Consider the following 26,861-nt stretch of genomic DNA (forward strand, 5'->3'; position numbering starts at 1 on the left):
CTCGGTAGCCGTACCACTGTGTGATGACTTGAACCATTGTGCGCTGGTCACGTCCATGGTCACGGGTCGTATCTCCTTGCCACCTGCCTGAGCAGGTCCCTCGATGCTTGCTCGTCCAGTGTGGCACGCCGGATGTCGTCGTGAATCTCACGGCATTGCTTCACGTCGGCGGGGTCCTCGAGGAACATTGCTCCGAGTGTGTGTTCGGTGTAGACGACCGGAGGTTCCGTCCCGAAACTTCGACTGTCTGGCGGGAAATCGAGAATGATATACGGCAGAACCGGAGCCATGTTGCCCGGAAACCCGGCTGCGAACGGCAGTATTCGCACCGAGATATTCGGTCGGGTGCTCATATCGGCGATATGCCTCAATTGCGCAGCCATGACTGCGCGTGAGCCGACGACTGTATGCAGAACGCACTCATGCAGAATGAATTCAGCGACTATCGGGTTGTGCTGCCGGGTCAGTATCGCGGCTCGTCGTAATCGCACTTCGACTCGCCGTTCGACATCTTCTGCTGTGTCACCAGATAGAAACGGTCGTTCGATTGCCCTGGCGTAGTCGGCCAGCTGGAACAGTCCGGGAACGATCATTGGTTGAAAGAAGGTCAGCTGTGACGCCCCGGATTCGAGCCCCAGGTATGTGCTGACTCCGGACCGCATCAAATGGCGCAACCCTTGCCACCAAGACTTCGTAGCCGTTTCCTGCGCAAGGGATTTCAGTTCCTCGATCTGTCGCTCATCGAGGCCGTAGATGCGCCCGTATCCCTCGACGTCGCGCAGTTTGATCTTGTCGTTGTGCCCCTTTTCAACCCGTATGACCGAGGTCTTGCCTATCTCCATCTCACGTGCCGCTTGCTCGAGTGTGAACCCGGCTCCCTCGCGGGCCTCTCGAAGCGCGCGACCCAGTTGTCGACGCGGCAGCGTCGAATCCGGTTGATCCTCCCTTGCCATGACTCCCCTTCCCCTGCTTGGTCCGAAACGGCCCAGGTTGCGGTCCGGTTCGGACTTATTCGATCTGTTGACCGGTCGAGATTCTGGGGGGATGGCCAACTTTGATCGGACTATCCGTTTCGGCCCTGCTGACGCCGCGTGGCGGGAGCAACATAACCACATGGTCGAGCAACACGGAAGCCGCAATGTCGCGAAACGCCCTGGCTACGAAGATATTCGGACCCCGAACGGTGCGAAGCAATCGCGCACAGTACTCGTCACCGTGCCGCCGCTGTGCGATGCCGTGGACGTGACGTTGGCGCATGGGCTTTGGCAACGGCATTGCGCGTGCCGTATCAACCGGTGCGTGTGGAAATCGGCGGCGTATCAGACACTTGTGCTCGCCGGACGGTTGGTCCCGCAATCGATGAGCCCGCGTGAACGCGCCGCCGCCAGGGGGATCGATTACCCGAGAGCGTCAGAGAGCGACGCGCTTCTGCCGAGCGGGCATTCGCCGGGGACGCTACGGGAGGTGCTGGACAAGCTCGAGTCCCTGGCATTCGATCCGAATGGGTAGGGCATGGGCGTGCATCGCACCGAAGTAGACGGCTGGCTGGCCGAGTGGCGGATCGACCACCACCAGATTCGGATGATGTTGGTACGCAATGGTTCCGAGAAACCCTTGCTTTTGTGTACCGCTGCCTCGGCCCCGGATCTAGCGCAGATGCGAGAGCGATTTCCGGAGCTTTCGCGGTTGTGGGATGCGATTCGGCACGAATACTGGGCGGAATTCACTCCGCCCCGGAGAAATTCACGAGGGCGGTTCGTCTAGTGGATGAAAACAGGCGGCTTCGGCCGGTACCGACCGAGCCGACGGCGATGCGGATTCGGCAGCTCACGGCACGAGCCGGACGGGCGGGCTATCGGCTCGAACGTGCTTCCGGGGTGCCCTATGACTGGATGCTGCTCGACGCCGAAGACGGCGCGACTACCTATTCGGCCGCGGACCTCGACCAGATCGAGCGGTGGCTCGACGAATGAGGTCAGCAGCAATGCGGAATCCGGGCTGGAGATGCGCATCTGCTATGTGACGTAGTTCACTGAGCCGGGGCGCGTCGCAACATCTACCGTCTGAGACCGATACATAGCTGTCGCGTCTGCGCCGTCTGAGGCGGAGGCGCTTCAGTGCATGTGGCAACGCTTATATGATGACTCGGACTGGTTTGGCCCCCGGCGCAACGATGCCCTTTCGCGGGGTCGGGGGCAGGTCTCAGCTCGACCCGAGAGGTGATTACACCCGAATGGAAACTGCTCGTCGTTCCGCCCGAGGTAGTCGCCGCCGCAGGTCGGGAAGCCCGCTGCTGGCCCAGCTGCTCACTGCCGCAGTAGAGTCCGCCGCCACCTCTGTCGCAATTCGCTTCAACCCGACCGGTAACCCGGCTGACCAGCGTGAACTCACCTATCGCGAATTGGATGCCGCCTCCTCGCGGGTCGCGCGCGAGTTGATCAATCGTGGGATCGGCGCGGGCGATTTCGTGGCCATGGGCATTACCCGTTCGGTCGAATCGATCGTCGCGCTGTGGGCGATCGCGAAGACCGGGGCGGCCTATGTACCGGTCGATCCGAACTATCCGGCGGATCGGATCGAGCACATCGTGACCGACTCGGGTGCCGCACACGGTCTGACCACCTCGGCGCATCGCGCCAAGCTCGGGACCTCGGCCTATTGGATCGAATTGGACGATCCGGTGCTGTCGGAGCGCATCGCCGCCCGGCCCGATCATCCCGTCTCCTATGCCGATCGAGTGCGGGCGGTCAATGAAAACCATCCGGCCTATGTCATCTACACCTCGGGTTCCACCGGTAAGCCGAAGGGTGTCGCGGTCACCCACAGCGGTCTGGCCGGGTTGGCGGCGATCGGCGAGCACTATCTGATCGACGCGGATTCCTGCGTCTCCCATCTCAGCTCGCCCAGTTTCGACTTCTCGATGATGGAGACGCTGTTCACCTTCTCGGTGGGCGCGACGCTGGTCATCGCGCCGCCGACGGTATTCGGCGGCGTCGAACTCGCGGATCTGCTGCGCCGAGAGCAGGTCACCCATTTGCTGATCACCCCGGGCGCGCTGGAATCGCTGGATACCGCTGATCTCGATGACCTGCAGGTCGTAGTGGCCGGTGGTGATCGGCTTCCCGCGGAATTGGTGGCGCGGTGGGCGGATAGCGGCCGCTCGGTATTCAATGCTTATGGGCCCAGCGAGGCGACCGTCATGGTCACCAGCACCGAGGCGCTTCAGTCCGGTGAGCCGGTCACCATCGGTTCCGCCATCGCGGGTGTCGGCGCCTTCATTCTCGACGCGCGGTTGCGGCCGGTGCCCGCCGGGGTCGTCGGTGAGCTCTACGTCTCGGGTGCGGTGCTCGCGCAGGGCTATCTCGGTCGACCGGAGCTGACCGCGGAGCGGTTCGTGGCCAGCCCGTTCGGCGCGGAGGTCGATAACCCGGGGACGCGCCTCTACCGCACCGGAGATCTGGTGCGGCGCAACGAAACCGGTGCACTGGAGTATCTCGGACGATCCGATTTCCAGGTCAAGATCCGCGGTCTGCGGATCGAACTCGGCGAGATCGATAACGCGCTCACCGCACATCCGGATGTCGACTTCGCGGCCACGCTCGGCAAGACGCTGCCCTCGGGTACCACCGCGCTGGTGGCGTATGTGCTGCCGCGAGACGGTGCCACCCTCGATACCGGAGAGCTGGCAGCGCATATCGGAGAATCGTTGCCGGACTACATGATTCCGGCCGCGATCATGGTGTTGGACGAGATTCCGCTGACCCCGGTCGGGAAGCTGGACCGGGCGGCGCTGCCCGAACCGGTCTTCGCCGCACGTCAGTTCCGTGCCCCGGCGACACCGGTCGAGGAGATCATCGCCGATGTATTCGCGGCGGTGCTGCACGGTGGCAGCACGGACGCACGCGTCGGTGTCGACGACGACTTCTTCGAACTCGGCGGCAATTCGCTGCTGGCCACCCAGGCCGCCGCACGCATCGGTTTCGCGCTCGGTATCCGGGTTCCGGTGCAGCTGATCTTCGAGGCCTCGACGGTATCGGTACTGGCCGAACGGGTCGAGCAGCACGCGGGTTCGGCCGACGGCCGGGCGCTCACCGCGCAGACCCGTCCCGATCGGATTCCGCTGTCGTACGCGCAGCAGCGGATGTGGTTCCTGAACCGTTTCGATACGGCCGGTGCGGTCAACAACATTCCGCTGACGGTGCGGTTGTCCGGGCGCCTGGATGTCGACGCACTGCGTGCGGCGGCGCGCGATCTGACCGAGCGGCACGAGGTGCTGCGCACCATCTATCCGGACATCGATGGTGAGGGATTCCAGGTCGTCCTGCCCGTAACCGATGTGCGCGCGGTGCCGGAACTTCCACTCACCGACGCGGCAGCACAAGAACTTCCGGAGCTGATCAGCGCCGAGGTGCTGGCCGGATTCGATGTGACGGTCGCGCCGCCGGTGCGGCTGCGGCTGTTCCAGCTCGGCGAATCCGAGTACGTGCTGGTGTGCGTGGTGCACCACATCGCGGGCGACGGTTTCTCGCTCGGTCCGCTGGCCCGCGATCTGGTGGCGGCGTACTCCGATCGCCTGCGCGGCGGACGGCCCGAATGGCCGCCGCTGACGGTGCAATACGCCGACTACACCATCTGGCAGCGCGCCACCCTCGGCAGCGAGGACGACCCGGAATCGGTCTTCGCGCAGCAGATCGAATTCTGGCGCAACGAATTGGCCGCGCTGCCGGATCAATTGGATCTGCCCGCGGATCGGCCGCGGCCTGCCGCGTCATCCCACGACGGCGCCGTCGTCACGTTCGACATCGACGCCGCGATTCACACGCGACTCAATGATCTTGCACACGAGCACAATTCGACGCTGTTCATGGTCGTGCACGCCGCGCTCGCGGTACTGCTCGCCCGGCTGTCGGGCACCCGCGATATCGCGGTCGGCACCCCGGTTGCCGGTCGCGGTGAGGCGGCGCTGGACGATCTGATCGGCATGTTCGTCAACACCCTGGTGTTGCGGACCGAGATCGACCCCGGCACGACCTTCGACGATCTGCTGCGAACGGTGCGCAAGGTCGATATCGAGGCCTTCGGACACGCGGACGTGCCGTTCGAGCGGCTGGTCGAGCTGCTCGATCCGGCGCGTTCGGCCGCGCGGCATCCGCTGTTCCAGGTGATGCTGGTCTTCCAGAATCTGGCGCGCACCGAACTGGAGCTACCGGGCCTGACGGTCGCGGGTGTGGATCACGGGGTGTCGCTGGCCAAGTTCGATCTGCAGCTCGAGATCGCGGAAAACGTTGCGGCGCGATCGACGGGACCGGAGGCGGCAGCGGAGCGTAACCACGGAGGGCACCGGGAGCGCCGCGAATCGGATACAGCCGCGCGGGGCATGTCGGCGACCTTCACCTACGCCACCGATCTCTTCGACGCCGCCACCGTGCGGGACTTCGCCGATCGCTTCCTGCGGGTGCTGTCCGCGGTATCCGCCGATTCCCATGCGGTGCTGGGCGATATCGATCTGCTCGCCCCCGGCGAGCGCGAACTGGTACTGCACGAATGGAATTCGGCCGGGGCGACGGTGCCCGATGTGACGCTGCTCGATCTCATCCAGGCGCAGGCACGCCGCCGTCCGGATGCGATCGCCGTCCGATTCGGTGATACCGCACTGAGTTTCGGTGAACTGCAGCGGCGCGCGAACCAGGTGGCACGGGCGCTGATGGCGCGCGGTGCGGGGCCGGAAGCACTGGTCGCCGTTGCCATCGGGCGGTCCGAGCAGTTGCCCGCCGCCCTGCTGGGCGTGCTCACCGCGGGTGCGGCGTATCTGCCGATCGACACCACCTACCCGGCGCAGCGGCTCGAGTTCATGCTCACCGACGCGCAGCCGACCTGTGTGCTGACCACATTCGATCTGCTGGGCGAAATTCCGGCGACGGATATTCCGCTGGTGCTGCTGGATGAGACGGCGGGCTTCGGCGAATCGCCGATCACCGATATCGAGCGCACGTCCCGGCTGCGTCCGGACAACCTGGCCTACGTCATCTACACCTCGGGCTCCACGGGCGTCCCGAAGGGCGTCGGCGTCGCGCACCGCAATGTGGTGGAGCTGTTCGCCAACACCCAGTTGATGTTCGAATTCGACGATACCGATGTGTGGACGCTGTTCCACTCCTACGCCTTCGACTTCTCGGTGTGGGAACTGTGGTGCGCACTGGCCAATGGCGGCACCGTTGTCGTCGTCGACTATCTGACCTCGCGTTCGCCGGAACAGTTCCGCGACTTGCTGATTCGCGAACAGGTCACGGTGCTGAACCAGACGCCGTCGGCGTTCTATCAACTTGCCGAGGCCGATCGCGCCTCGCATGCCGGAGACCAGGGCAAATTCGCGCTGCGCTATGTCGTATTCGGCGGTGAGGCACTGGATCTGCGTCAGTTGCGGCGCTGGTACGAGCGGCACGCCTTCGATGCGCCGTGGCTGGTCAATATGTACGGCATCACCGAGACCACGGTGCACGTGTCGTTCCTGGCGCTGGATGAGCAGCTCGCCGAGAATCCGGCCAGTGCGATCGGACGTGCATTGCCCGGCCTGGAGAGCTATGTGCTCGACGACCGGCTGCATCCGGCTCCGGTCGGAGTGGCGGGCGAAATCTATGTCAGCGGTGGGCAGTTGTCCCGCGGCTACCTCGGTCGGCCCGGGTTGGCCGCGACCCGTTTCGTGGCGAATCCGTTCGGTGCCCCGGGATCTCGCATGTACCGCAGTGGCGACCTCGGTCGCTGGGCCGGTTTCGCGGGCCACGCGAATCTCGAATACGCCGGGCGCAGTGACCAGCAGGTGCAGCTGCGCGGCTTCCGCATCGAACTCGGTGAGATCGAAGCGGCGCTGCTTGCCCAGAGCGCGGTCAGCCAGGCGGTCGTACTGGTGCGCTCCGACGAGCATGCCGGTGATCGCCTGGTCGGATACGTTGTGGCCGAGGCGGATTCGCAGGTAGTGGGTGCGGAGCTGCGCAATGCGGTCGCCGATTTCCTTACCAGCTACATGGTTCCGGACGCGATCGTCGTACTCGACGCGCTGCCGCTGACGCCCAACGGCAAGCTGGACCGAAAGGCGCTGCCCGCACCGGAATTCGTCAGCAGCGCCACCTACCGCGCCCCGCAGACCCCCATCGAGCAGGCCGTCGCCGGGGTATTCGCCGGACTGCTCGGTGTGCGCGATGTCGGCCTGGACGACGATTTCTTCGGCCTCGGCGGTAACTCGCTGCTGGCCACCAGGGCGGTCAGCCGGATCAACGAGGCGTTGGACGCGAATGTCTCGGTGCGCGAACTCTTCGAGGCATCGACCGTCTCGGCACTGGCCGCGCGGATCGTGCCCGGTTCCTCGACCGGAACTCGTGCCCCGCTGGTCGCGGCGGTGCGCTCGGAGCGGGTGCCGCTGTCGCTGGCGCAGCAGCGCATGTGGGTGCTCAATCAGTTCGATACCCGCTCGGCGGCCTACAACATCCCGCTCGGCATCGGCCTGACCGGTGCGCTCGATGTGCAGGCGCTGCGCGATGCGGTCGCCGATGTGCTCGAGCGGCACGAGGCGCTGCGCACCCGCTACCCGTCGACGGGGCCGGGCGGGCTGCCGTACCAGGAGATCCTGCCGGTCGCCGAGGCCTGGCCGGGCGGGCTCGCTGTCGAGTCGAACGCCGACCCGATCGTCCGCATCACCGAGCTGATGTCGACCGGATTCGATGTGACCCGCGAGGTTCCGGTGCGCGGTGTGCTGCTGCGCGGCGCCAGTGCCGATCAAATTGGCCAGGACCGTCACCTGCTCGCCATGGTGGTGCACCACATTTCGGCAGACGGCGCCTCGATGGCCCCGCTGGCCCGCGACCTCATGCTCGCCTACGCCGCGCGCTGTGCGGGCGATGTCCCGACCTGGACGCCGCTCGAGGTGCAGTACGCCGACTTCGCGATCTGGCAGCGCGAGGTCATCGGGACCGATGACGACGAGGACTCCGTCGCCGCACAGCAATTGGCCTACTGGCGCGACCAATTGGCCGGACTGTCCGGCGCGATCGAGCTGCCGCTGGACCGCCCACGCCCTCCGGTGCCGTCCATGCGCGGTGCTTCGACGGCCTTCACGCTCTCGCCCGAGGTGCATACCGGACTGATTCGCATTGCCCGGGAACACAATTCGTCGCTGTTCATGGTCGTGCATGCGGTGCTCGCGGTGCTGCTTGCGCGGCTGTCGGGCAGTTCCGATATCACGATCGGCACCCCCATCGCGGGCCGCGGTGAGCGCGCGCTCGACGATCTGGTCGGCATGTTCGTCAATACCCTGGCGCTGCGCACCAGGACCGAATCGGGGACGACCTTCGACGCGCTGGTCGAACTTGTTCGCGAGACTGATCTTTCGGCCTTCGGCAATGCCGATATCCCGTTCGAGCGGGTGGTCGAGGTGGTGCTGCCGAACCGCGCGACCTCGCACAACCCACTGTTCCAGGTGGTGCTGTCCTTCGACAATCTCGAGCAGCCGAAGCTGGAACTGCCGGGGCTGACGGTCGCGGCACTGGATACCGGTGCGGTCGCGGCGAAGTTCGATCTGCAGTTGACCGTCGAGCCACGGCACGGCGCGGACGGCGCGCCCGGCGAGTTGGTCGCGGTATTCAATTACGCCACAGACCTTTTCGATGCGCCGACGGTGCAGGCATTCGGCCGCAGGCTGACCAGGATCTGCACCGCCGTCGTCGCGGACCCGCAGGTCAGCGTGGGCGATATCGATATTCTCGATGCCGCCGAACGCGATCGCACGCTGGCCGCGCCGGAAACGGCGCTGGAACCTGCCGCCGACGGCGTACCGGTCACCAGCGGTGCGGCGCTGACCCAGGCACTGGCCGCCGCGGTGGAAGAAGATCCGGACGGGCCCGCTGTGGTTTTCGGCGAGGACGCGGTGTCCTTCCAGGATCTCGACGCGCGGTCCTCGCGACTGGCTCGGGTGCTGATCGGCCGCGGCTGCGGTCCGCGCACCGGTGTCGCGATCCGGCTGGATCGCGGGGTGGACGCGGTGGTCGCCACCTGGGCCGTGCTCAAAGCCGGTGCCGCATTGACCCCGGTGACCGCCCTCGACGGACCACTGCCCGTCGGCCTGCAGGTCAAGGTCGGAATTACCACCGGCGCATGGCCTGCCGACAGCAGCGTCGACTGGCTGGCACTCGACGATCCAGACGTGCTGGCCGAGATCGCCGCCGAATCGCCGCGACCGGTGACCTATGCCAACCGGACGCAGGCGCTGCGCGGTGAGGATCCGGCCTTCGTGGCCGCGGTTACGTTGTCCTACAACGATGTTGCCGTCGCGACCAAGCGGCTGCGGGCGCGCACCGAGCTCACTTTCGAGTCCCGGCTGTTCCGGTACGGCCGCGCTGATTCGGCGGCGGCGCTATTGGAAGTTGTCGCGGCCGGTGAGAACGGCGCGTCGGTAGTGGTGACCGCCGGTGACCTGGATAACGTAACGCTTTCGGCACTGTTGGCCGACGAATGGGTTACACACCTGTTCATCGATCGGGCCGGACTCGGGCCGGTCGAGGTGACGGGGCTGGAGGATCTGCACGCGGTGGTGCTGGATGACGGCGCGTCCGCGCCGGAATTCGGGGCCGTCCCGGTTGTGGTCGACCTCGGTGCGCTATTGGGCGTCCAGGACCCGAGCTGATCTTCCACCCGGGAGATCCGGGTAGTGACGATGAGCGAGGGGAGGAAGTTCCTATGCCGGGATACCGGTCGGGGGGACAGGATCGGGCGCGGCCGCGCGATATCGGAGGGGGGTCGTTCGCGTGACCCGGCCAGCCCGAAACCGTCCGGTCCGGACCCGTCAGTCGCGGGTTACCACGCTGCCGCGGCTGATGGGCGCCGCGGTCGAGGCGAATCCGGACGGTATCGCCGTCGTCTTCGCCGATGCCGACGCGACCCTGGGGCAGCTCGGCTACGCCGAACTAGACGATCGGTCGACCCGGTTGGCCCGGTTGCTGATCGAACGCGGTGTCGGTCCGGAAGATCTTGTCGCCGTTGGTATTCCGCGGTCGCTGGAGTCGGTGATCGCGGTCTGGGCGGTGGCCAAGACCGGTGCCGGATTCGTGCCGGTCGACCCCAATTACCCGGCGGAGCGCGTCGTGCACATGGTGACCGATTCCGGTGCGGTGCTCGGGCTCGCGGTCACCGAGGTGGCGGTGGAGCTCCCGGATCGGGTCGAGTGGCTGGTCATCGATGCGCCCGAATTCGCCTTGCGCCTGGCGGAATACGCGGGCGAGGCCATCACCAATGCGGACCGTGTCCGCGCGGTGCGTGCGGAGCACCCGGCCTATGTCATCTACACCTCCGGCTCCACCGGCAAGCCGAAGGGCGTCGTCGTCACGCAGGCCGGAATCTCCAGCTTCTGCGATGAACAGCGCGAGCGGTATCGCGTCACGAACCAGTCGCGCACACTGCATTTCGCGTCGCCGTCCTTCGACGCGTCGGTGCTCGAGCTGCTGCTCGCACTCGGTGGTGCGGCGACCATGGTGGTCGTCGCGCCGAATATCTACGGTGGCGACGAGCTGGCGACACTGCTGCGCCGGGAACGGGTGACGCACGCGTTCATCACCCCGGCCGCGCTCGCCTCGGTCGATCCGGCGGGGCTCGACGATTTCCGGGTCGTCGTCGCCGGTGGTGAGGCCTGTCCGCCGGATCTGGTGCGGCGCTGGGTTTTACCGATCGCCGATGGCCGCACACGTGAGTTCTTCAACGGTTACGGGCCGACCGAGACCACGATCATGACCAATATCAGCTCGCCGATGACACCCGGTGCGGTGGTGACCATCGGCGGCCCGATCCGTGCCATTACCGAATACGTCCTCGACGACCGGCTGAATCAGGTGCCCAGCGGTGTGGTCGGCGAACTGTACATCTCGGGTCCGCAGGTGGCGCGTGGCTACCACGATCGGCCCGCGCTGACCGCATCGCGCTTCGTGGCGAATCCGTTCGATCCCAGCGGTTCTCGGCTCTACGCCACCGGTGACGTGGTGCGCTGGACCCCGGCCGGTGAGATCGAATACCTGGGCCGCAACGATTTCCAGGTCAAGATCCGTGGCTTCCGCATCGAACTCGGTGAGATCGATGCGGTGCTCGGCGCGCACGACAGTGTGGACTTCGTCGTCACCATCGGGCACAAACTCGACACCGGCGCAACGATTCTCGCGTCCTATGTGCACCCGGCGGGCGACGCCGTCGTGGATACCTACGAGCTGACCGCCTTCGCCGAACGGTCACTGCCAGCCCACATGGTTCCGACTGCCATTACGGTGCTCGATACGATTCCGTTGACCCCGGTCGGCAAGCTGGATCGCCGGGCACTGCCCGCACCGGTGCTGGAGACCAAGGAGTACCGGGCGCCGGAGACCGAAATCGAACAGATCATCGCGGAGGTGCTCGGCGAGGTCCTCGGTATCGAGCGCATCGGTCTCGACGACGACTTCTTCGCACTCGGCGGCGACAGCATCACCTCGATCCAGGTGGTGTCGCGGGCCAGGGCGCGCGGGGTGATCTTCACGCCGCGCGACGTTTTCGAATCACGCACGGTCGCCGTCCTCGCGCCGCTCGCCACGCAGGGGGCATTGGTCGAGACCGGCACGCAGGGTCGGCTTGTCGAGCTGTCGCAGGCCGATAATGACCGGCTGGCAAGGGAATACCCGAAGCTGGCCGAGGTGTGGCCGCTGACCCCGCTGCAGTCGGGCATGCTGTTCCACGCGCAATTGGCCGAGTCTTCGGTCGATGCGTATATGACCCAGTTCATGGTCGATCTCGGCGGCGATGTCGATGCCGAGCGACTACGCGCGGCGGCGGTTGCCGTGGTGGGTCGGCATGTGAATCTGCGGGTGGCATTCGCCGAGGATGCGGCGGGCAATCCGGTGCAGGTGGTGCTCGACGAGGTCGAAGTGCCCTGGCGTTCGGTCGATCTCACCGATCGCGCGGACGCCACTGCGGAGTTGCGGCGGATCATGGCCGCCGAGCTGGCCGACCACTTCGATATGCGGACCGCGCCGCTACTGCGGTTCACCCTGATCCGTTCGACCGCCGGTACCTATCACCTGCTGGTCACCAGTCATCACATTCTCATCGACGGCTGGTCGATGCCGCTGCTGACCCAGGATCTGCTGACGCTCTATGTGCTCGGTGGTGATGCCAGCCAATTGCCGCGGGCCCGCTCCTACCGTGACTATCTGGCCTGGCTCGGCGCACAGGACCACAGTTCCGCGCGCAAGGCTTGGCGTGAGGCGCTGGCCGGAATTACCGAGCCGACACCGTTGGCTTCGGTCGATCCGGCCCGCGAAATCGCCGCGGGCGTGGGCGAAGTCGGCTTCGATCTGTCCGAGGCGGACACCAAGGCACTGAGCCGGTTGGCCGCCGATGCCGGGGTCACCGTCAATACCGTCATCCAGGCGGCCTGGGGTTTGTTGATCGGCCGGAGTGTGGATCGCGACGATGTCGTCTTCGGCGCCACCGTTTCCGGGCGGCCGCCGCAGCTCGACGGCATCGAGACCATGGTCGGGTTGTTCCTCAATGCGATTCCGGTGCGGGTGCGCCTGGATGCGAACGACACCCTCGCCGGATTGCTGCGGCAGTTGCAGTCCGAACAGGCGGCGCTGCTGGACCACCACTATGTCGGCCTGAGCGAAATTCAGGAAATCGTCGGCGTGGAAGGGCTTTTCGACACCCTGGTGGTGTTCGAATCGTTCCCCGTCGACGAGCAGGCGCTGACTGCGGCGGCGGGTGCGCTCGATGGCATGAGCATCGAGGGCGCGGTCGCGGTGAACGGCACGCACTATCCGGTCACCGTGGTGATCGTCCCCGGCGCGCGCATGCACGTCACCCTCAAATACCTGCGTGATGTCTTCGATGAGACGGCGGCACAGGCACTGGCCCAACGCTTCTCGACACTGATCCGCCGCTTTCTTACCGATCCGTTCGCAAAGGTCGCCGAGGTCGATGCGCTGACCGATGCCGATCGGACCGTGCTCGACGCCGTCAATGCCACCGAAGTGGCCGAGCTGCTGGATGATTCGACGCTGTCGACGCTGTTCGACGCGCAAGTCGCCCGCACTCCGGACGCACCCGCGGTGATCTACGGCGATACCACACTGAGCTACCGCGAGCTCGATGCGCGTTCGCGGGAGCTGGCCGCGGACTTGGCCGGTCGGGGCGTCGGCTCGGAATCGCTGGTGGCGGTGGCGATGCGGCGCAGTATCGAGATGGTCGTGGCAATCTATGGTGTGCTGCGGGCCGGTGCGGCGTATGTGCCGATCGATCCCGACCATCCGGCCGAGCGCAGTGAATATGTGCTGTCCAGTGCGGCTCCGGTGTGTGTGTTGACCACGACCGGGACCGGCTTCCGAACCGAGACCGACGCACCGCTGGTCCATATGGACGTTTTCGAGCGACCAGTTCGCCCTGCGGCCGACGACTCGGTCTTCGGTGACCCGCCGACCGTCACGGCACCGCTTCCCGACAACACCGCCTACGTCATCTACACCTCCGGCTCGACCGGTCGGCCCAAGGGTGTCGCGATCACGCATCGGCAGATGGCGAACCAATTCCGTTGGGCGCAGCGGACCTATCCGCACGGTCCCGGTGATGTGGTGTTGCACAAGACGCCGATCACCTTCGATATCTCCACGTGGGAGCTGTTCTGGACCTTGCAGACCGGTGCGGCGGTGGTCATCGCCGAGCCGGACGGGCATCGCGATCCCACGTACCTGGCTCGCGTGATCGACGAATACTCGGTCAGCACTGTGCATTTCGTGCCGTCCATGCTCGACGCATTCCTCGGCGGTGCGTCCGCGGCCTACCCGTCGTTGCGCCGGGTATTCGCCGCCGGTGAGGCGCTATCGAGGGAGACCGCCGCGCGCTTCGACACCCTCCTGCCGAATGCCGACCTGTTCAACTGGTACGGCCCCGCGGAGGCGACAGTCGTCACCGCCTATCCCGCCGAAGCCGATGGGCGCGTGGCGATTCCGATCGGTGCCTCGGTCGCAAACACTCGGGTCCATGTGCTCGATCGGCAGTTGCGGCCGGTTCCGGTCGGTGCGGTCGGCGAGTTGTATGTCGCCGGTGTGCAATTGGCGCGTGGCTATGTGAACGCACCGGCGCTGACCGCCGAACGGTTCGTCGCGCACGCCGATGGTGCGCGGCTGTATCGCACCGGCGATGTGGTGCGCTGGGTGCCTCGTGATGGCGGACACGCCCTGGAATACTTGGGCCGCAGTGACTTCCAGGTCAAGTTGCGTGGACAGCGCGTCGAACTCGGTGAGATCGAGACCGTGCTGCGCGGTGTGGACGCTGTGCAGCACGCCGTGGTGGCGCTGGTCGAGGGGAGCGCCGGTGATCGACTGGTCGCCTATGTGGTGGCCGCTCCCGGTGCGCAGATCGATGACGATGCTTTGCTCGACCACGCGCGGGCCGCGCTGCCGTCGTACATGGTCCCGTCCGCGTTGGTGCATCTGGATGCATTGCCGCTCAATGCGAGCGGCAAACTCGACCGCAAGGCCCTGCCCACACCGGAGTTCATCGGACGGCCCTACCGGGAACCGTCGACGCCACTGGAACGGTCCGTTGCCGAGGTATTCGCCGATGTGCTCGGCATCGAGCACGTGGGTGCGGACGACGACTTCTTCGACCTCGGCGGCAACTCGCTGGTCGCGACCCGCGTGGTGGCCCGGCTCGGTGCCGCGATCGGCGGTCGTGTCCCGGTGCGCGCCGTTTTCGAAGCGCCGACGGTTGCCGCCTTGGCCGCCGCGGTCGCACCCGGCGCGGGGCAGCGTCGCGAGGTGCCGCTGGTGGCCGGTGCACGGCCGGAACAGATTCCGCTGTCGTTGGCACAGCAGCGGATGTGGTTCCTCAACCAGTTCGACACCGAATCGGCGGTGAACAATCTGCCGGTGGCGGTCCGGCTGACGGGTGCGCTCGATATCGCCGCATTGCAGCAGGCCGTTGCCGATCTGGTCGAGCGGCACGAAACGCTGCGGACCGTCTATCCGGCCGACCGCGACGGTATCGCGCATCAGGTGATCGTGCCCGCGGCACAGGCGGTTCCGGATCTGACTCCGCAACAGGTCGCGCCGGATGCGGTGCACGCGAAAGTCGTCGAGATCATCGCCGCCGGATTCGATGTCACCGGTCAGGTGCCATTGCGAGGTGCACTGTTCCAGGTCGCCCCTGAGAACGAGTACGTGCTCGTCTTCGTGGCCCATCACATCAGCGCGGACGGCTGGTCGATGGGACCGATGACCCGCGACCTCATGCTCGCCTACGCATCGCGCGCGGCCGGTACACCGCCCGCCTGGCAGCCGCTGCCGGTGCAGTACGCGGATTTCAGTCTCTGGCAACGAGAAGTGCTCGGTTCCGAGGACGATCCGGAAAGCCTGATCACCGCGCAGGCCGAATTCTGGCGCACGACACTGGCCGGGCTGCCCGACGAGCTGAACCTGCCCGCCGATCGGCCGCGCCCGACGACGCAGTCGTTCGCCGGTGGCACAGTCGGTTTCACGGTCGATCCGCGGGTGCACCGCAGGCTGCAGGAGATCGGCCGCGAACAGAACGCGACGATCTTCATGGTCGTGCATACCGCGCTCGCCATATTCCTGGCACGTCTGTCGGGCACCGAGGACATCGCCGTGGGCACGCCGATAGCCGGTCGTGGTGCGGCCGAATTGGACGATGTCATCGGCATGTTCGTCAACACGCTGGTGCTGCGGACCCCGGTGCGCGGCGGCGCGAGCTTCCCGGAGTTGCTTTCGGCGGTGCGGGACGCCGATCTGCAGGCCTTCGCGCATGCCGATATTCCGTTCGAGCGCCTAGTCGATCTGCTCAATCCGGAGCGGTCCACGGCGCGGCATCCGCTGTTCCAGGTGGCGCTGTCGTTCCAGAACCTGCCGGACAACTCGTTCGAGCTGCCCGAATTGCGAGTCGGTGCCGTCGATCTCGATATCGATACCGCGAAATTCGATCTGTCGCTGGCGATCACCGAGCTGCCGGGCTCGTCCGAGGGCATGTACGCGGTGTTCTCCTTCGCACGTGACCTGTTCGACGAGTCCACCGTTCGGGTGTTCGCGGATCGGTTCGTACGGCTGCTCGAGGCGATCACCACCAGGCCGGAGCTGCCGGTGGGTGATCTGCCGCTGCTGGCCGATACCGAGACGAAATTCCTGACCCGGGTGCAACCGGATCACGTGACGGCCGGTGGGCTGCTGCCTGATCTGCTGATGCGCGGGCTGCGTCGTGGTGCTGAACGTACGGCCATCCGCTATCAGGGCAGGTCGATCAGCTATCGCGAACTCGACGAGTACTCGTCGCGGTTGGCCAGAGTGCTGATCGATCGCGGCGTCGGTCCGGAAAGCCTTGTGGCGCTGGCTCTGCCGCGCTCGTATCAGATGGTGGCCGCCGTGTTGGCGGTGTCGAAGGCCGGTGGCGCACATGTGCCGGTCGACCCGAATTACCCGGTGGATCGGGTTCGGCACATGCTGACCGATTCGGGTGCGCTCGTCGGTCTCACCGCTTCGGAGTATCTGGGTGAGTTGCCGGACGACGTGCAATGGCTTGCGCTCGACGATGCGGAGACGGACGCGCTGTGCGCCGACCGATCCGCCGCACCGGTCACCGACGCCGACCGGATCATGCCGTTGCGGCCGCACCATGTGGCCTACGTGATCTACACCTCCGGCTCTACCGGCATCCCCAAGGGCGTCGCCGTGACCCACACCGGTCTCGGCGGCCTGGTCGACCATTCGGTCGGCCTGTACCGGCTGGAGCCGGAGCACCGGCTGCTGCATATCTGTTCGCCGAGCTTCGACGTGTCGGTGCTGGAATGGCTTGTCGCGCTTTCGGTCGGCGCGACTGTGGTGATCGTGCCAGCGGCGATCATCGGCGGTCCGGAACTGGGTGATCTGCTGCGCAGCGAGCGGGTCACGCATTCGATCATCACCCCGGCGGTGCTGAGCTCGGTGGATCCGATCGGGCTCGAGCAGCTCGAAATGCTCATGGTCTGCGGCGATGCGACGACACCGGAGCTGCTCGGTAAGTGGCAGCCGGGGCGCAGGTACTACAACGGCTACGGCCCGACCGAGGCCACGGTCATCGCTTCCTACGCGACGCTGCGGGCGGGTGCGCCGATCACTATCGGCACACCGGTACACGGTATGTCGGCGCTGGTGCTGGATGCGCGGCTGCACCCGGTGCCTCCGGGTGTCGCGGGGGAGCTGTATCTGTCCGGCGGCGCGTTGGCGCGTGGGTACCACAACCGTCGGGGGCTTTCCGCGGAGCGTTTCGTGGCCAACCCGTGGGGCGAGCCGGGAGCACGGATGTACCGCACCGGTGACGTGGTGCGCTGGTTTGCCGAACCCGAACGACGGATGGGCAATGCGGCGCTGCCGTCGATACCGTGGGCACTGGAATACGTCGGCCGTTCGGACTTCCAGGTGAAGATCCGTGGCTACCGCATCGAACTCGGTGAGATCGATGCCGTGCTCGGTGGGCATGCCGATGTGGAATTCGCGATCACCATGGGCAGGCAGAGCGACGCGGGTGTCACGATCCTGGTGTCCTATGTGCTGCCGGTGTCCGGCAGGGTCATCGAGCCCAGTGTGCTCGTCGAGCGTGCGGCGCGGCGCCTGCCGCCGCATATGGTGCCGTCCGCGGTCGTCGTGCTCGATGAGATCCCATTGACCCCGGTCGGCAAGTTGGATCGCAAAGCGCTGCCGGAACCGGTCTTCGAGCAGGCGGCTTTCCGTGCGCCGAAGTCCCATACCGAACAGATCGTGGCGAGCACCTTCGCCGCAGTGCTGCGCATCAGCACCGACGACTACCGCTATCTCGGCCTGGACGACGACTTCTTCGCGCTGGGCGGAAATTCGCTGCTGGCAACGCAATTGGTCGCGCGCCTCGGTGCGGCATTGGACACCCGGGTACCCGTTCGAATGCTCTTCGAGGCATCCACGGTCGCCGAACTCGCGGCCAAGCTCGAACAGCTCGCCGGTACCGGTGCCCGCAAGGCATTGGTGGCAGGTGAACGGCCGCACCATATTCCGCTGTCACTGGCCCAGCAGCGGATGTGGTTCCTCAACCGATTCGACACCGAGTCCACGGCTTACCACATCCCGATCGCCGTGCGGCTCACCGGGACCCTCGATGTGGCGGCGCTGCGCCGAGCGGTCGCGGATGTGGTGGAGCGGCACGAAATCCTGCGCACCATCTATCCGCAGACCGATGCGGGTGCGGTCCAGCTGATCCTGCCCGCGGATGCGGCCGTGCCGAAACTCGAGATTCGCGAGGTCGCGCCGGACGAACTCGAGTCCGCCGTGGTCGAGCTGATCTCGACGACCTTCGACGTCACCGGCGAGGTGCCGGTCCGGGTCGTGCTGTTCGCTCTCGACGGTGCCGGTGCGGCGGGTCCGGAGGTCGGGGCTGGTGTGTCTGCGCAGGGCCGTGGGGAGGCCGTTGTCGGTGCGGCCGGGTCGACGGGTCTGGAGGTGGTGGCTGGCGTTGCCGCGCAGGATCTTGTGGACACCGCCGTCTCCGCAGCGGGGTCGGCGGGTCCAGAGGTTGGGGCTGGCGTTGCTGCGCGGGGCTATGGGGAGGCTGTTGTCGGTGGGGTGGGGTCCGCGGGTCCGGCCGTAATGGCTGGTGTGGCCGCGCAGGGTCCTGTGGACACCGCCGTCGCCGCAGCGGGAGCGACGGGCCATGAGGCGGAAGCTCGGGTAACCGCGCAGGGCTCCGCGGACGTCGCCATCGAACACGAATACGTGCTCGCCATGGTGGTGCACCACATCTCCGGTGACGGTTCGTCGGTCGCGCCGCTGACCCGCGACCTGATGCTGGCATATGCGGCCCGCGCGGCGGATACTGCGCCGAGCTGGGCCCCGCTGACAGTGCAATACGCGGACTACAGCATCTGGCAGCGCGAACTGCTCGGCAGCGAGGACGATCCGGAATCACTGGCGGCAGAGCAGGTCGCCTACTGGCGTGAGGCACTGGCCGATCTGCCCGAACAGCTGGATCTGCCGTCGGACCGGCCGCGCCCTGCGGTGCAGTCCTTCGCGGGCGGTACGGCCGAGGTGCGCATCGATCCCGAAACCCACCGTGCCCTCATCGAATTGGCGCGTGCCGAGGGCGCGACGCTGTTCATGGTCGTGCACACCGCGCTGGCCGTACTGCTGGCGCGGCTCTCGGGTACCGATGACATTGCCATCGGTACCCCGATGTCCGGTCGCGGTGTGGCCGCGCTGGACGATCTGATCGGCATGTTCGTCAACACCCTGGTGTTCCGCACCCGGGTGGACGCGGGTGCGACCTTCACCGAGCTGACCGCGCGTCAGCGAGAGGCCGACATCCGGGCCTTCGCCCATGCGGATATACCGTTCGAGCGGCTGGTCGAGGTGCTCAACCCGGTCCGCTCGACCGCGCGGCATCCGCTGTTCCAGGTCGGGCTGTCGTTCCAGAATCTGGAGCATTCCAGCCTCGAACTGCCCGGCCTCACCGTCTCCGGAGTCGGCATCGACACCCAGGTGGCGCAGTTCGATCTGAACCTCATCGTGAGCGACGCCTACGATGCGAACGGCGTGCCCGCCGGTATCGCCGGTCAATTCGTCTATGCCAGGGACCTTTTCGATCAGGCGACGGTCGAGGGGTTCGCGGAGCGCTTCACCCGCCTGCTCGACCGGATCATCGCCGCACCGCGCATCCCGGTCGGCGAACTCGACCTGCTGGCCACCGCCGAGCAGAAGCAAATCCTGCTCGAATGGAACCAGACCGCCAATCCGGTGGCCCCGGAACTATTGCTCGACAGTTATCGCCGAGCGGTCGCGGACCACCCCGATGCGATCGCTGTGGGCTACGAGGGCACCGAGCTGGCCCACCCGTCGCCCGACCACCACCCCCCATCGAGTCGCTCCGCGACGCTGGCCCACCCGTCGCCCGACCACCACCCCTCATCGAGTCGCTCCGCGACGCTGACATATCGGGAATTCGATCAGCGGGTCAACCGTTTGGCCCGGCTGCTGATCGAACGCGGTGTCGGCACGGAATCCCTGGTCGGCCTGGCGATTCGGCGTTCGCTGGACCTGGTCGTCGGGATGTACGCGATCGTGACGGCCGGTGGCGCGTATGTGACGCTGGATCCGGATCATCCGGCGGATCGGATCGCGCACATTCTGGATACGGCCCAGCCCGTGGCTGTGCTGACCACAACCGCGGATGCGGTTGCGGTGCCGGGTGATACGCCGGTGCTGTACCTGGATGCGTTGGCACTGGACGGATTCGACGCGAATCCGGTGCGCGCTGACGAACTATTGCGCCCGCTGCGTCCGGAGAACCCGGCCTACGTCATCTTCACCTCGGGTTCGACCGGACGTCCCAAGGGCGTCGCGATTTCGCATGCGGCCATCCACAACCAGACCACGTGGATGCTCGCGGAGTATCCACTCGGCGTCGGCGATGTGTACCTGCAGAAGACCGCGACGACCTTCGATGTTTCGCTGTGGGGCTATTTCATACCGCTGCGCGCGGGCGCGAAACTGGTGGTCGCCACGCACGACGGCCACCGGGACCCCGCCTATGTCGCGGAAACCATTGCCGCACAGGGCGTCACCGTCACCGATTTCGTTCCGTCGATGCTCACCGTTTTCGCCGCGCACACAGCGGCGGGCTCCTGCCCGACGCTGCGGGACATCTTCGTGATCGGCGAGGCGCTGCCGCCGGAAACCGTCGACGGCGTGCACGCCATGTCGGATGCCCGCGTGCACAACCTGTACGGACCGACCGAGGCCGCGGTCTCGGTGACCTACTGGGAGGCACGCGGCGACGACCACCCCGGCGTCCCGATCGGCCTGCCGCAGTGGAATACCCAGGTATACGTGCTGGATTCGCGACTGCATCCGGTGCCTGCGGGCGTGGCGGGCGAGCTTTACCTGGCCGGTGACCAACTCGCCCGCGGCTATGTGCGCCGCCCCGATCTCACCTCGGATCGATTCGTGGCCAACCCATTCGGCGACGGCACCCGCATGTACCGCACCGGTGACCTCGTCGTCCGGCGCGCGACAGGTGTGCTCGACTACATCGGCCGCACGGACTTCCAGGTCAAATTCCGCGGCCAGCGCATCGAACTCGGCGAGATCGAAACCGCGCTGCTGGCCGAGGCGTCGGTGAGCCAGGCGGTGGCCGTCGTGCTGTCGTCGACGCTGGGCGACCAGTTGGTCGCGTACGCCGTGCCCGCTCCCGGGCACCAGATCGATCAGACCGAACTGCTGGCCGCGATCGCGGGAACCCTTCCGGCATATATGGTTCCGGCCGCTATCGTGGCGCTCGACTCGCTGCCGCTGAATACCAGCGGCAAGCTGGACCGCAAGGCCTTGCCGGAACCCACCTTCGCCAGCCGTGAATTCCGCGCCCCGGCAACACCGGTCGAGGAAATCGTGGCGGGCGTCTTCGGCGATGTGCTCGGTTTGGAACGAGTCGGCCTCGACGACGATTTCTTCGCACTCGGCGGCAATTCGCTGATCGCCACCCAGGTGGTGGCCCGGCTCGGTGCCGCCATCGGCGGCCGGGTGCCGGTGCGCACCCTGTTCGAGGCATCGACGGTGGGCGGGCTCGCGGTCAAGATCGAGCAGCATGCCGGATCCGGTGGTCGCCGCGCGCTGACGGCCGGTCCGCGCCCGGAACGGATTCCGCTGTCGATGGCTCAGCAGCGGATGTGGTTCCTCAACCAGCTCGATCCGTCCTCGGCGGTCAACAATATTCCGGCCGCCGTGCGCCTGACCGGTGCGCTGGATCTTGTCGCGCTGGAGCTGGCCGTCGCGGATCTGATCGAGCGGCACGAGGTACTGCGCACCGTTTATCCACAGACCGATGACGGTCCTGTGCAATTGATCGTGCCCGCCGAACAGGCGATGCCGGATCTGACTCCGATGCGGGTGAGCGCGGCCGATCTGCCCATGCGGGTCATCGCCACGGCCTCGGCTGGTTTCGATGTGACAGTCGAGGTTCCGGTGCGGGCCGAGCTCTTCCAGGTCGAGCCGGACGAGCATGTGCTCGTGCTGGTGGCGCATCACATCAGCGCGGACGGCTGGTCCATGGGCCCGCTGACCCGGGATCTGATGATCGCCTACGCATCCCGCTCGGCCGGTTCGTCACCGGCTTGGTCGCCACTTCCGGTGCAGTACGCCGATTTCAGCATCTGGCAGCGTGCGGTGCTGGGTTCGGAAGCCGATCCGGACAGCGTCATCACGGCTCAGGCGAACTACTGGCGCAACACGCTCGCCGGTATTCCGGACGAGCTGAATCTGCCTGTGGATAGGCCGCGTCCGGCGACGCAGTCGTTCCGCGGTGGCCGGGTGGCCTTCGCGATCGGCACCGAATTGCACCGTGGGCTGCGGGAACTCGCGCGGACCGAGAACGCGACCATGTTCATGGTTGTGCACACCGCACTCGCTGTCTTGCTCGCGCGGTTGTCCGGCACCGATGACATTGCCATCGGGACCCCGGTCGCCGGTCGCGGTGAGGCCGAACTCGACGATGTAATCGGCATGTTCGTCAATACCCTCGTGCTGCGCAGCGCGGTGCCGGGTGAACTGAGTTTCGGTGCGCTGCTGGCACATACGAAGGATGCGGATCTGCGGGCCTTCGCGCACGCCGATATTCCGTTCGAGCGGCTGGTCGACCTGTTGAACCCGGTGCGCTCGACCGCGCGGCATCCGCTGTTCCAGGTCATGCTGTCGTTCCAGAATCTTCCGGACACCTCGTTCGAACTGCCCGGATTGCGGATCGGCGCGGTCGATCTGGAGATCGATGCCGCGAAATTCGATCTGTCGCTGACCGTTCAGGAGGCGACCAAGCGTGCCGGTATGGTCGCCGAGTTGTCCTTCGCCAGGGACCTTTTCGACGACGCCACCGTTCGGGGTTTCGCGGATCGGTTCGTTGCGCTGCTCGAGCAGATCGTTGCTCGCCCGGAGGCGCCGGTCGGCGATATCGACCTGCTCAGCGATACCGAACGGGCGTCGGTGCTGTGGCGGTGGAACGACACCAACCGTGAGCTCGGTGCGGTGGGGACGCTTGTGGATGAATTCGCCAGGCAGGCCGCGGCGACGCCGGATTCGGTCGCGATGGTGGATCCCGGGACCGGCACTTCGCTGACATATGCCGAATTCGGTGCGCGTGTGCACCGGTTGGCGCGGCGGTTGATCGAGGCCGGTGTCGGACCGGAAAAGCTTGTCGTCCTCGGTCTGCGGCGTTCGGTCGATTTCGTGATCGCGGCCTACGCCGTGCAGGAGGCCGGTGGCGGTTATGTGCCGCTCGACCTCGATCAGCCCGCGGAGCGGATCGGGCATGTGCTCGAGTCGGCCGCACCGGTGTGCGTTCTGACCACTTCGCGCGACGACTTCGAGACTGAACTGCCTACCATCACGATCGATGAGCTGGAGCTGTCCGGCTATTCGGAGCAGCCGGTCACCGACACCGAGCGGATCGCGCCACTGCGGTCGGACAACCCCGCGTACGTCATCTTCACCTCCGGTTCGACCGGACGCCCGAAGGGTGTGGCGGTGCCGCATTCCGCAGTGGTGAACCAGATCCGTTGGATTACCGGTGAATACGGCATCGGTGCCGATGACGTCGTGTTGTTCAAGACCCCGGCAACGTTCGACGTGTCGGTGTGGGAGCTGTTCGGCCCGTTGTCGACCGGTGGCCGGATTGTCGTGGCCAGCCCGGACGGTCATCGCGACCCGCAGTACCTCGCGGAAGTCATCGCGGCCGAACGGGTCACCATGACCTCGTTCGTGCCCTCGATGCTGACCGTCTTCGCGGGCGCGGTCGACGGCTCCGCGCTGGCATCCCTGCGCACCCTGCTGGTCGCCGGTGAGGTCCTCACCGCCGACGCGGTGCAGGCCATCCGCAAGGTCAGCTCGGCCGAGCTGTACAACCTGTACGGGCCGACCGAATTCGCCGTCCACGCGACCCACAGTCCGGTGGCCGCCGATATCGAGGGCGCGGTGCCGATCGGCCTGCCGGTGTGGAATGCCCAAGCGTACGTACTGGATTCCCGGCTGCATCCGGTGCCGTCGGGTGTCGCGGGCGAGTTGTACTTGGCCGGTGCGCAATTGGCCCGCGGCTACGCCGGACGCACCGACCTCACATCGGATCGCTTCGTCGCCAACCCGTTCGGTGCGTCCGGTTCCCGTATGTACCGCACCGGCGACCTGGTCATCCGCAAGGCCGACGGTTCGATCGTCTACCTCGGCCGCACCGACTTCCAGGTCAAACTGCGCGGCCTGCGCATCGAACTCGGCGAGGTCGAAACCGCGCTCACCGCACACGATTCGGTGGCCCAAGCGGTGGCCTTGGTGCGTTCAGATCAGCTCGTCGCCTATGTCGTAGCCGCGGGCACAGTCGATGCCGAGGCACTGCGGACCCGTGTCGCCGAACATCTGCCGTCCTATATGGTTCCGGCCGCCGTCGTGGTCCTCGATGCCATGCCGTTGAACCCCAACGGCAAGCTCGATCGCCGCGCCCTGCCCGATCCCCTCTTCGCGGCACGGGAGTTCCGCGCGCCGACGACCCCGCTCGAATCGACCGTCGCCGCTGTCTTCGCCGAGGTCATCGGCATCGACCGGGTCGGCATCGACGACGACTTCTTCGGCCTCGGCGGTAATTCGCTGCTGGCCGCCCAGGTCGTCAGCCGACTGCGCAAGGTGACCGGCGCGCAGATCAAGGTCGCCTGGTTCTTCACCGAGCCGACGGTGCTCGGCATTTCGAAACAGATCAGCGCGGTGCTCGAGTACGGGCACGATGTCGACTCCGGCTCCGCGGCCGCACTCGGCGTGATCCTCCCGATCCGCGCCGCAGGTACCAGGCCGCCGCTGTTCTGCGTGCACCCGCTGGCCGGACTGTCGTGGTCCTATGCCGGACTGGCCCGGGTCCTCCCGGCTGACCAACCGATCTACGGCATCCAGACGCCCGCGCTCACCGAAGACGACTACCACCCGGGCTCGCTGGTCGAGATCGTGCGTCGCTACATCGCCGAGATCCGGGCCGTCCAGCCCGAGGGCCCGTACCGGATTCTCGGTTGGTCGCTCGGCGGCAAACTGGCCCACGCGGTGGCGACCGGACTGCAGTCCGACGGCGCGCGGGTCGAACTGCTCGCGATCCTGGACGCGTACCCGGGCGGCGACTTCACCGATTTCCGGAATCAGATCCGCGAGGCCTTCACCGAATTGGGTCTGGACGCCGCGGCTGCGCCCGCCGCGGAAAATCTGCAGGAAATCGGTGACGAGGCCGTGGCAGCGCTGCACGCGATGGCCATCGGCCAGGGCGTGGACGTGCTCACGCCCGAACGACTACGGCTGATCTACCGCACGGCCATGCGCACGGTCGAGCTGGAGTCGCAGTACCGGCCGGGGGTATTCGAGGGGACGCTCGAGTTCTTCCGAGCGACGGTCGATGCCGAGGCCCGAGCAGATCGCACCCCCGCCGACTGGCAGCCTTTCGTCTCCGATGAGATCATCGATCGCCCGATCGGGTCGACGCACGAGTTGATGACCTCTGCCGAAGCGTTGGCCGAGATCGGTCCCCGGCTCGCTGAGCTGCTCGAAACCCCTGAGCGGTAGCAATCGGCCGGGGAACGCAGGTGGATCGTCGACGGGAACAAGCTGCCAATGCGGTTACGATCGGCGTCTGACCATGCGATGCTTCTGAGCAAGCACTGGGAGGGGAGCACTTTTTAGGGATTACAGGGTAGGTGAGCTCCTTCATGTTTCGGGTGGTTGGACAACGTCGGCATGAGGAAGCGGTGACCAGGTGACGCGCCAGGCTCGGGTGCGGCCGGCTCGGACACGGACACAGCGGACGCGCGTCATCACCCTGCCGCAGCTGATGGCGGCCGCCGTCGAGGCGAATCCCGGCGGCCGCGCCGTCGTATTCGCCGACGCCGACGCCACCTCCGGCGGGCTGAGCTATGCCGAGTTGGATGAGCGTTCGACCCGGCTCGCCCGGCTGCTCATCGATCGTGGTGTCGGACCGGAGGATCTGGTCGCCGTGGCCGTGCCGCGGTCGGTGGATTCGGTGCTCGCGGTGTGGGCGGTGGCCAAGACCGGCGCCGGATTCGTGCCGGTGGACCCGCACTATCCGGCGGATCGGGTCGCGCACATGCTGACCGACTCCGGTGTGAGCTTCGGCCTGACCGTGGCCGCGGTCCGTCGCGGCCTGCCCGATCACGCCGAATGGCTGATGCTCGACGACCCGATCACCGCGCAACAGCTGCAGCGGTATCCGGTGGATCGGGTGACCAATCAGGATCGGGTGCGACCACTGCACGGCGCACATCCGGCCTATGTCATCTACACCTCGGGCTCGACCGGCGTCCCCAAGGGCGTGGTGGTCACCCATCAGGGATTATCCGGCTTCTGCGATGAGCAGCGGACCCGATACCGGGTGACGAGCGCGGCCCGGACACTGCATTTCGCCTCGCCGTCCTTCGACGCGTCGGTACTGGAACTGCTGCTGGCATTGGGCGGCGCGGCCACCATGGTGGTCGTATCGCCGACCGTCTACGGCGGTGCGGAACTGGCCGCGGTGCTGCGGCGCGAGCGGGTGACCCACGCCTTCGTCACCCCCGCGGCGCTGGCCTCGGTGGAGCCCACCGGACTCGACGAACTGCGGGTCGTGGTGACCGGCGGTGAGGCCTGTCCACCGCAGTTGGTGCGGCGCTGGGTACTACCGATCGCGGGCGGGCTGCTGCGCGAATTCTTCGATGCCTACGGTCCGACCGAGGCCACCATCGCCACCAATATCACCGCGCCGATGGTGCCGTGGCAGCCGGTGACTCTCGG

6 protein-coding genes are annotated in these 26,861 nt (G+C 66.5%); 5 read left to right on the plus strand and 1 reads right to left on the minus strand.

Annotation, left to right across the window (positions count from 1 at the left end):
* Positions 1-59: 59 nt before the first annotated feature.
* Complete coding sequence (locus NP3_RS37855; protein WP_084509529.1) at positions 60-1,115, minus strand: helix-turn-helix domain-containing protein; 1,056 nt, start codon at positions 1,113-1,115, stop codon at positions 60-62.
* On the opposite strand from NP3_RS37855, the gene NP3_RS49460 reads away from it, so the two are divergent.
* The 5 genes from NP3_RS49460 to NP3_RS37885 form a co-directional block, all read left to right on the plus strand.
* On the plus strand, positions 1,045-1,509 hold the full coding sequence (locus tag NP3_RS49460) for a hypothetical protein (protein ID WP_063046532.1): 465 nt from the start codon (positions 1,045-1,047) through the stop codon (positions 1,507-1,509). The genes NP3_RS37855 and NP3_RS49460 overlap by 71 nt on opposite strands.
* A 302-nt stretch (positions 1,510-1,811) precedes the next feature.
* Positions 1,812-1,973, plus strand: a complete 162-nt coding sequence (locus NP3_RS37870; RefSeq protein WP_157124820.1) for a hypothetical protein — start codon at positions 1,812-1,814, stop codon at positions 1,971-1,973.
* A 260-nt stretch (positions 1,974-2,233) separates the two neighbouring features.
* A complete protein-coding gene (locus NP3_RS37875) occupies positions 2,234-9,673 on the plus strand; it encodes a non-ribosomal peptide synthetase (protein WP_063046535.1) in 7,440 nt (2,479 codons plus the stop codon).
* A 121-nt stretch (positions 9,674-9,794) separates the two neighbouring features.
* Positions 9,795-25,640 carry a non-ribosomal peptide synthetase gene (locus tag NP3_RS50925; RefSeq protein WP_245721275.1) on the plus strand — a complete coding sequence of 5,282 codons (15,846 nt, stop codon included), beginning with the start codon at positions 9,795-9,797 and terminating at the stop codon, positions 25,638-25,640.
* A 190-nt stretch (positions 25,641-25,830) separates the two neighbouring features.
* A partial coding sequence (locus NP3_RS37885; protein ID WP_245721276.1) for an AMP-binding protein occupies positions 25,831-26,861 on the plus strand: 1,031 nt, incomplete at its 3' end.

The organism is Nocardia pseudovaccinii NBRC 100343 (genome assembly GCF_001613225.1).
Classification (GTDB): Bacteria; Actinomycetota; Actinomycetes; order Mycobacteriales; family Mycobacteriaceae; genus Nocardia; species Nocardia pseudovaccinii.

Excerpts from the sequence above, each read along its gene's own strand:
- NP3_RS49460 (WP_063046532.1), top strand. The coding sequence starts at position 1,045 with ATGGCCAACTTTGATCGGACTATCCGTTTCGGCCCTGCTGACGCCGCG.
- NP3_RS37855 (WP_084509529.1), bottom strand. The coding sequence starts at position 1,115 with ATGTGGTTATGTTGCTCCCGCCACGCGGCGTCAGCAGGGCCGAAACGG.
- NP3_RS37870 (WP_157124820.1), top strand. The coding sequence starts at position 1,812 with ATGCGGATTCGGCAGCTCACGGCACGAGCCGGACGGGCGGGCTATCGG.
- NP3_RS37875 (WP_063046535.1), top strand. The coding sequence starts at position 2,234 with ATGGAAACTGCTCGTCGTTCCGCCCGAGGTAGTCGCCGCCGCAGGTCG.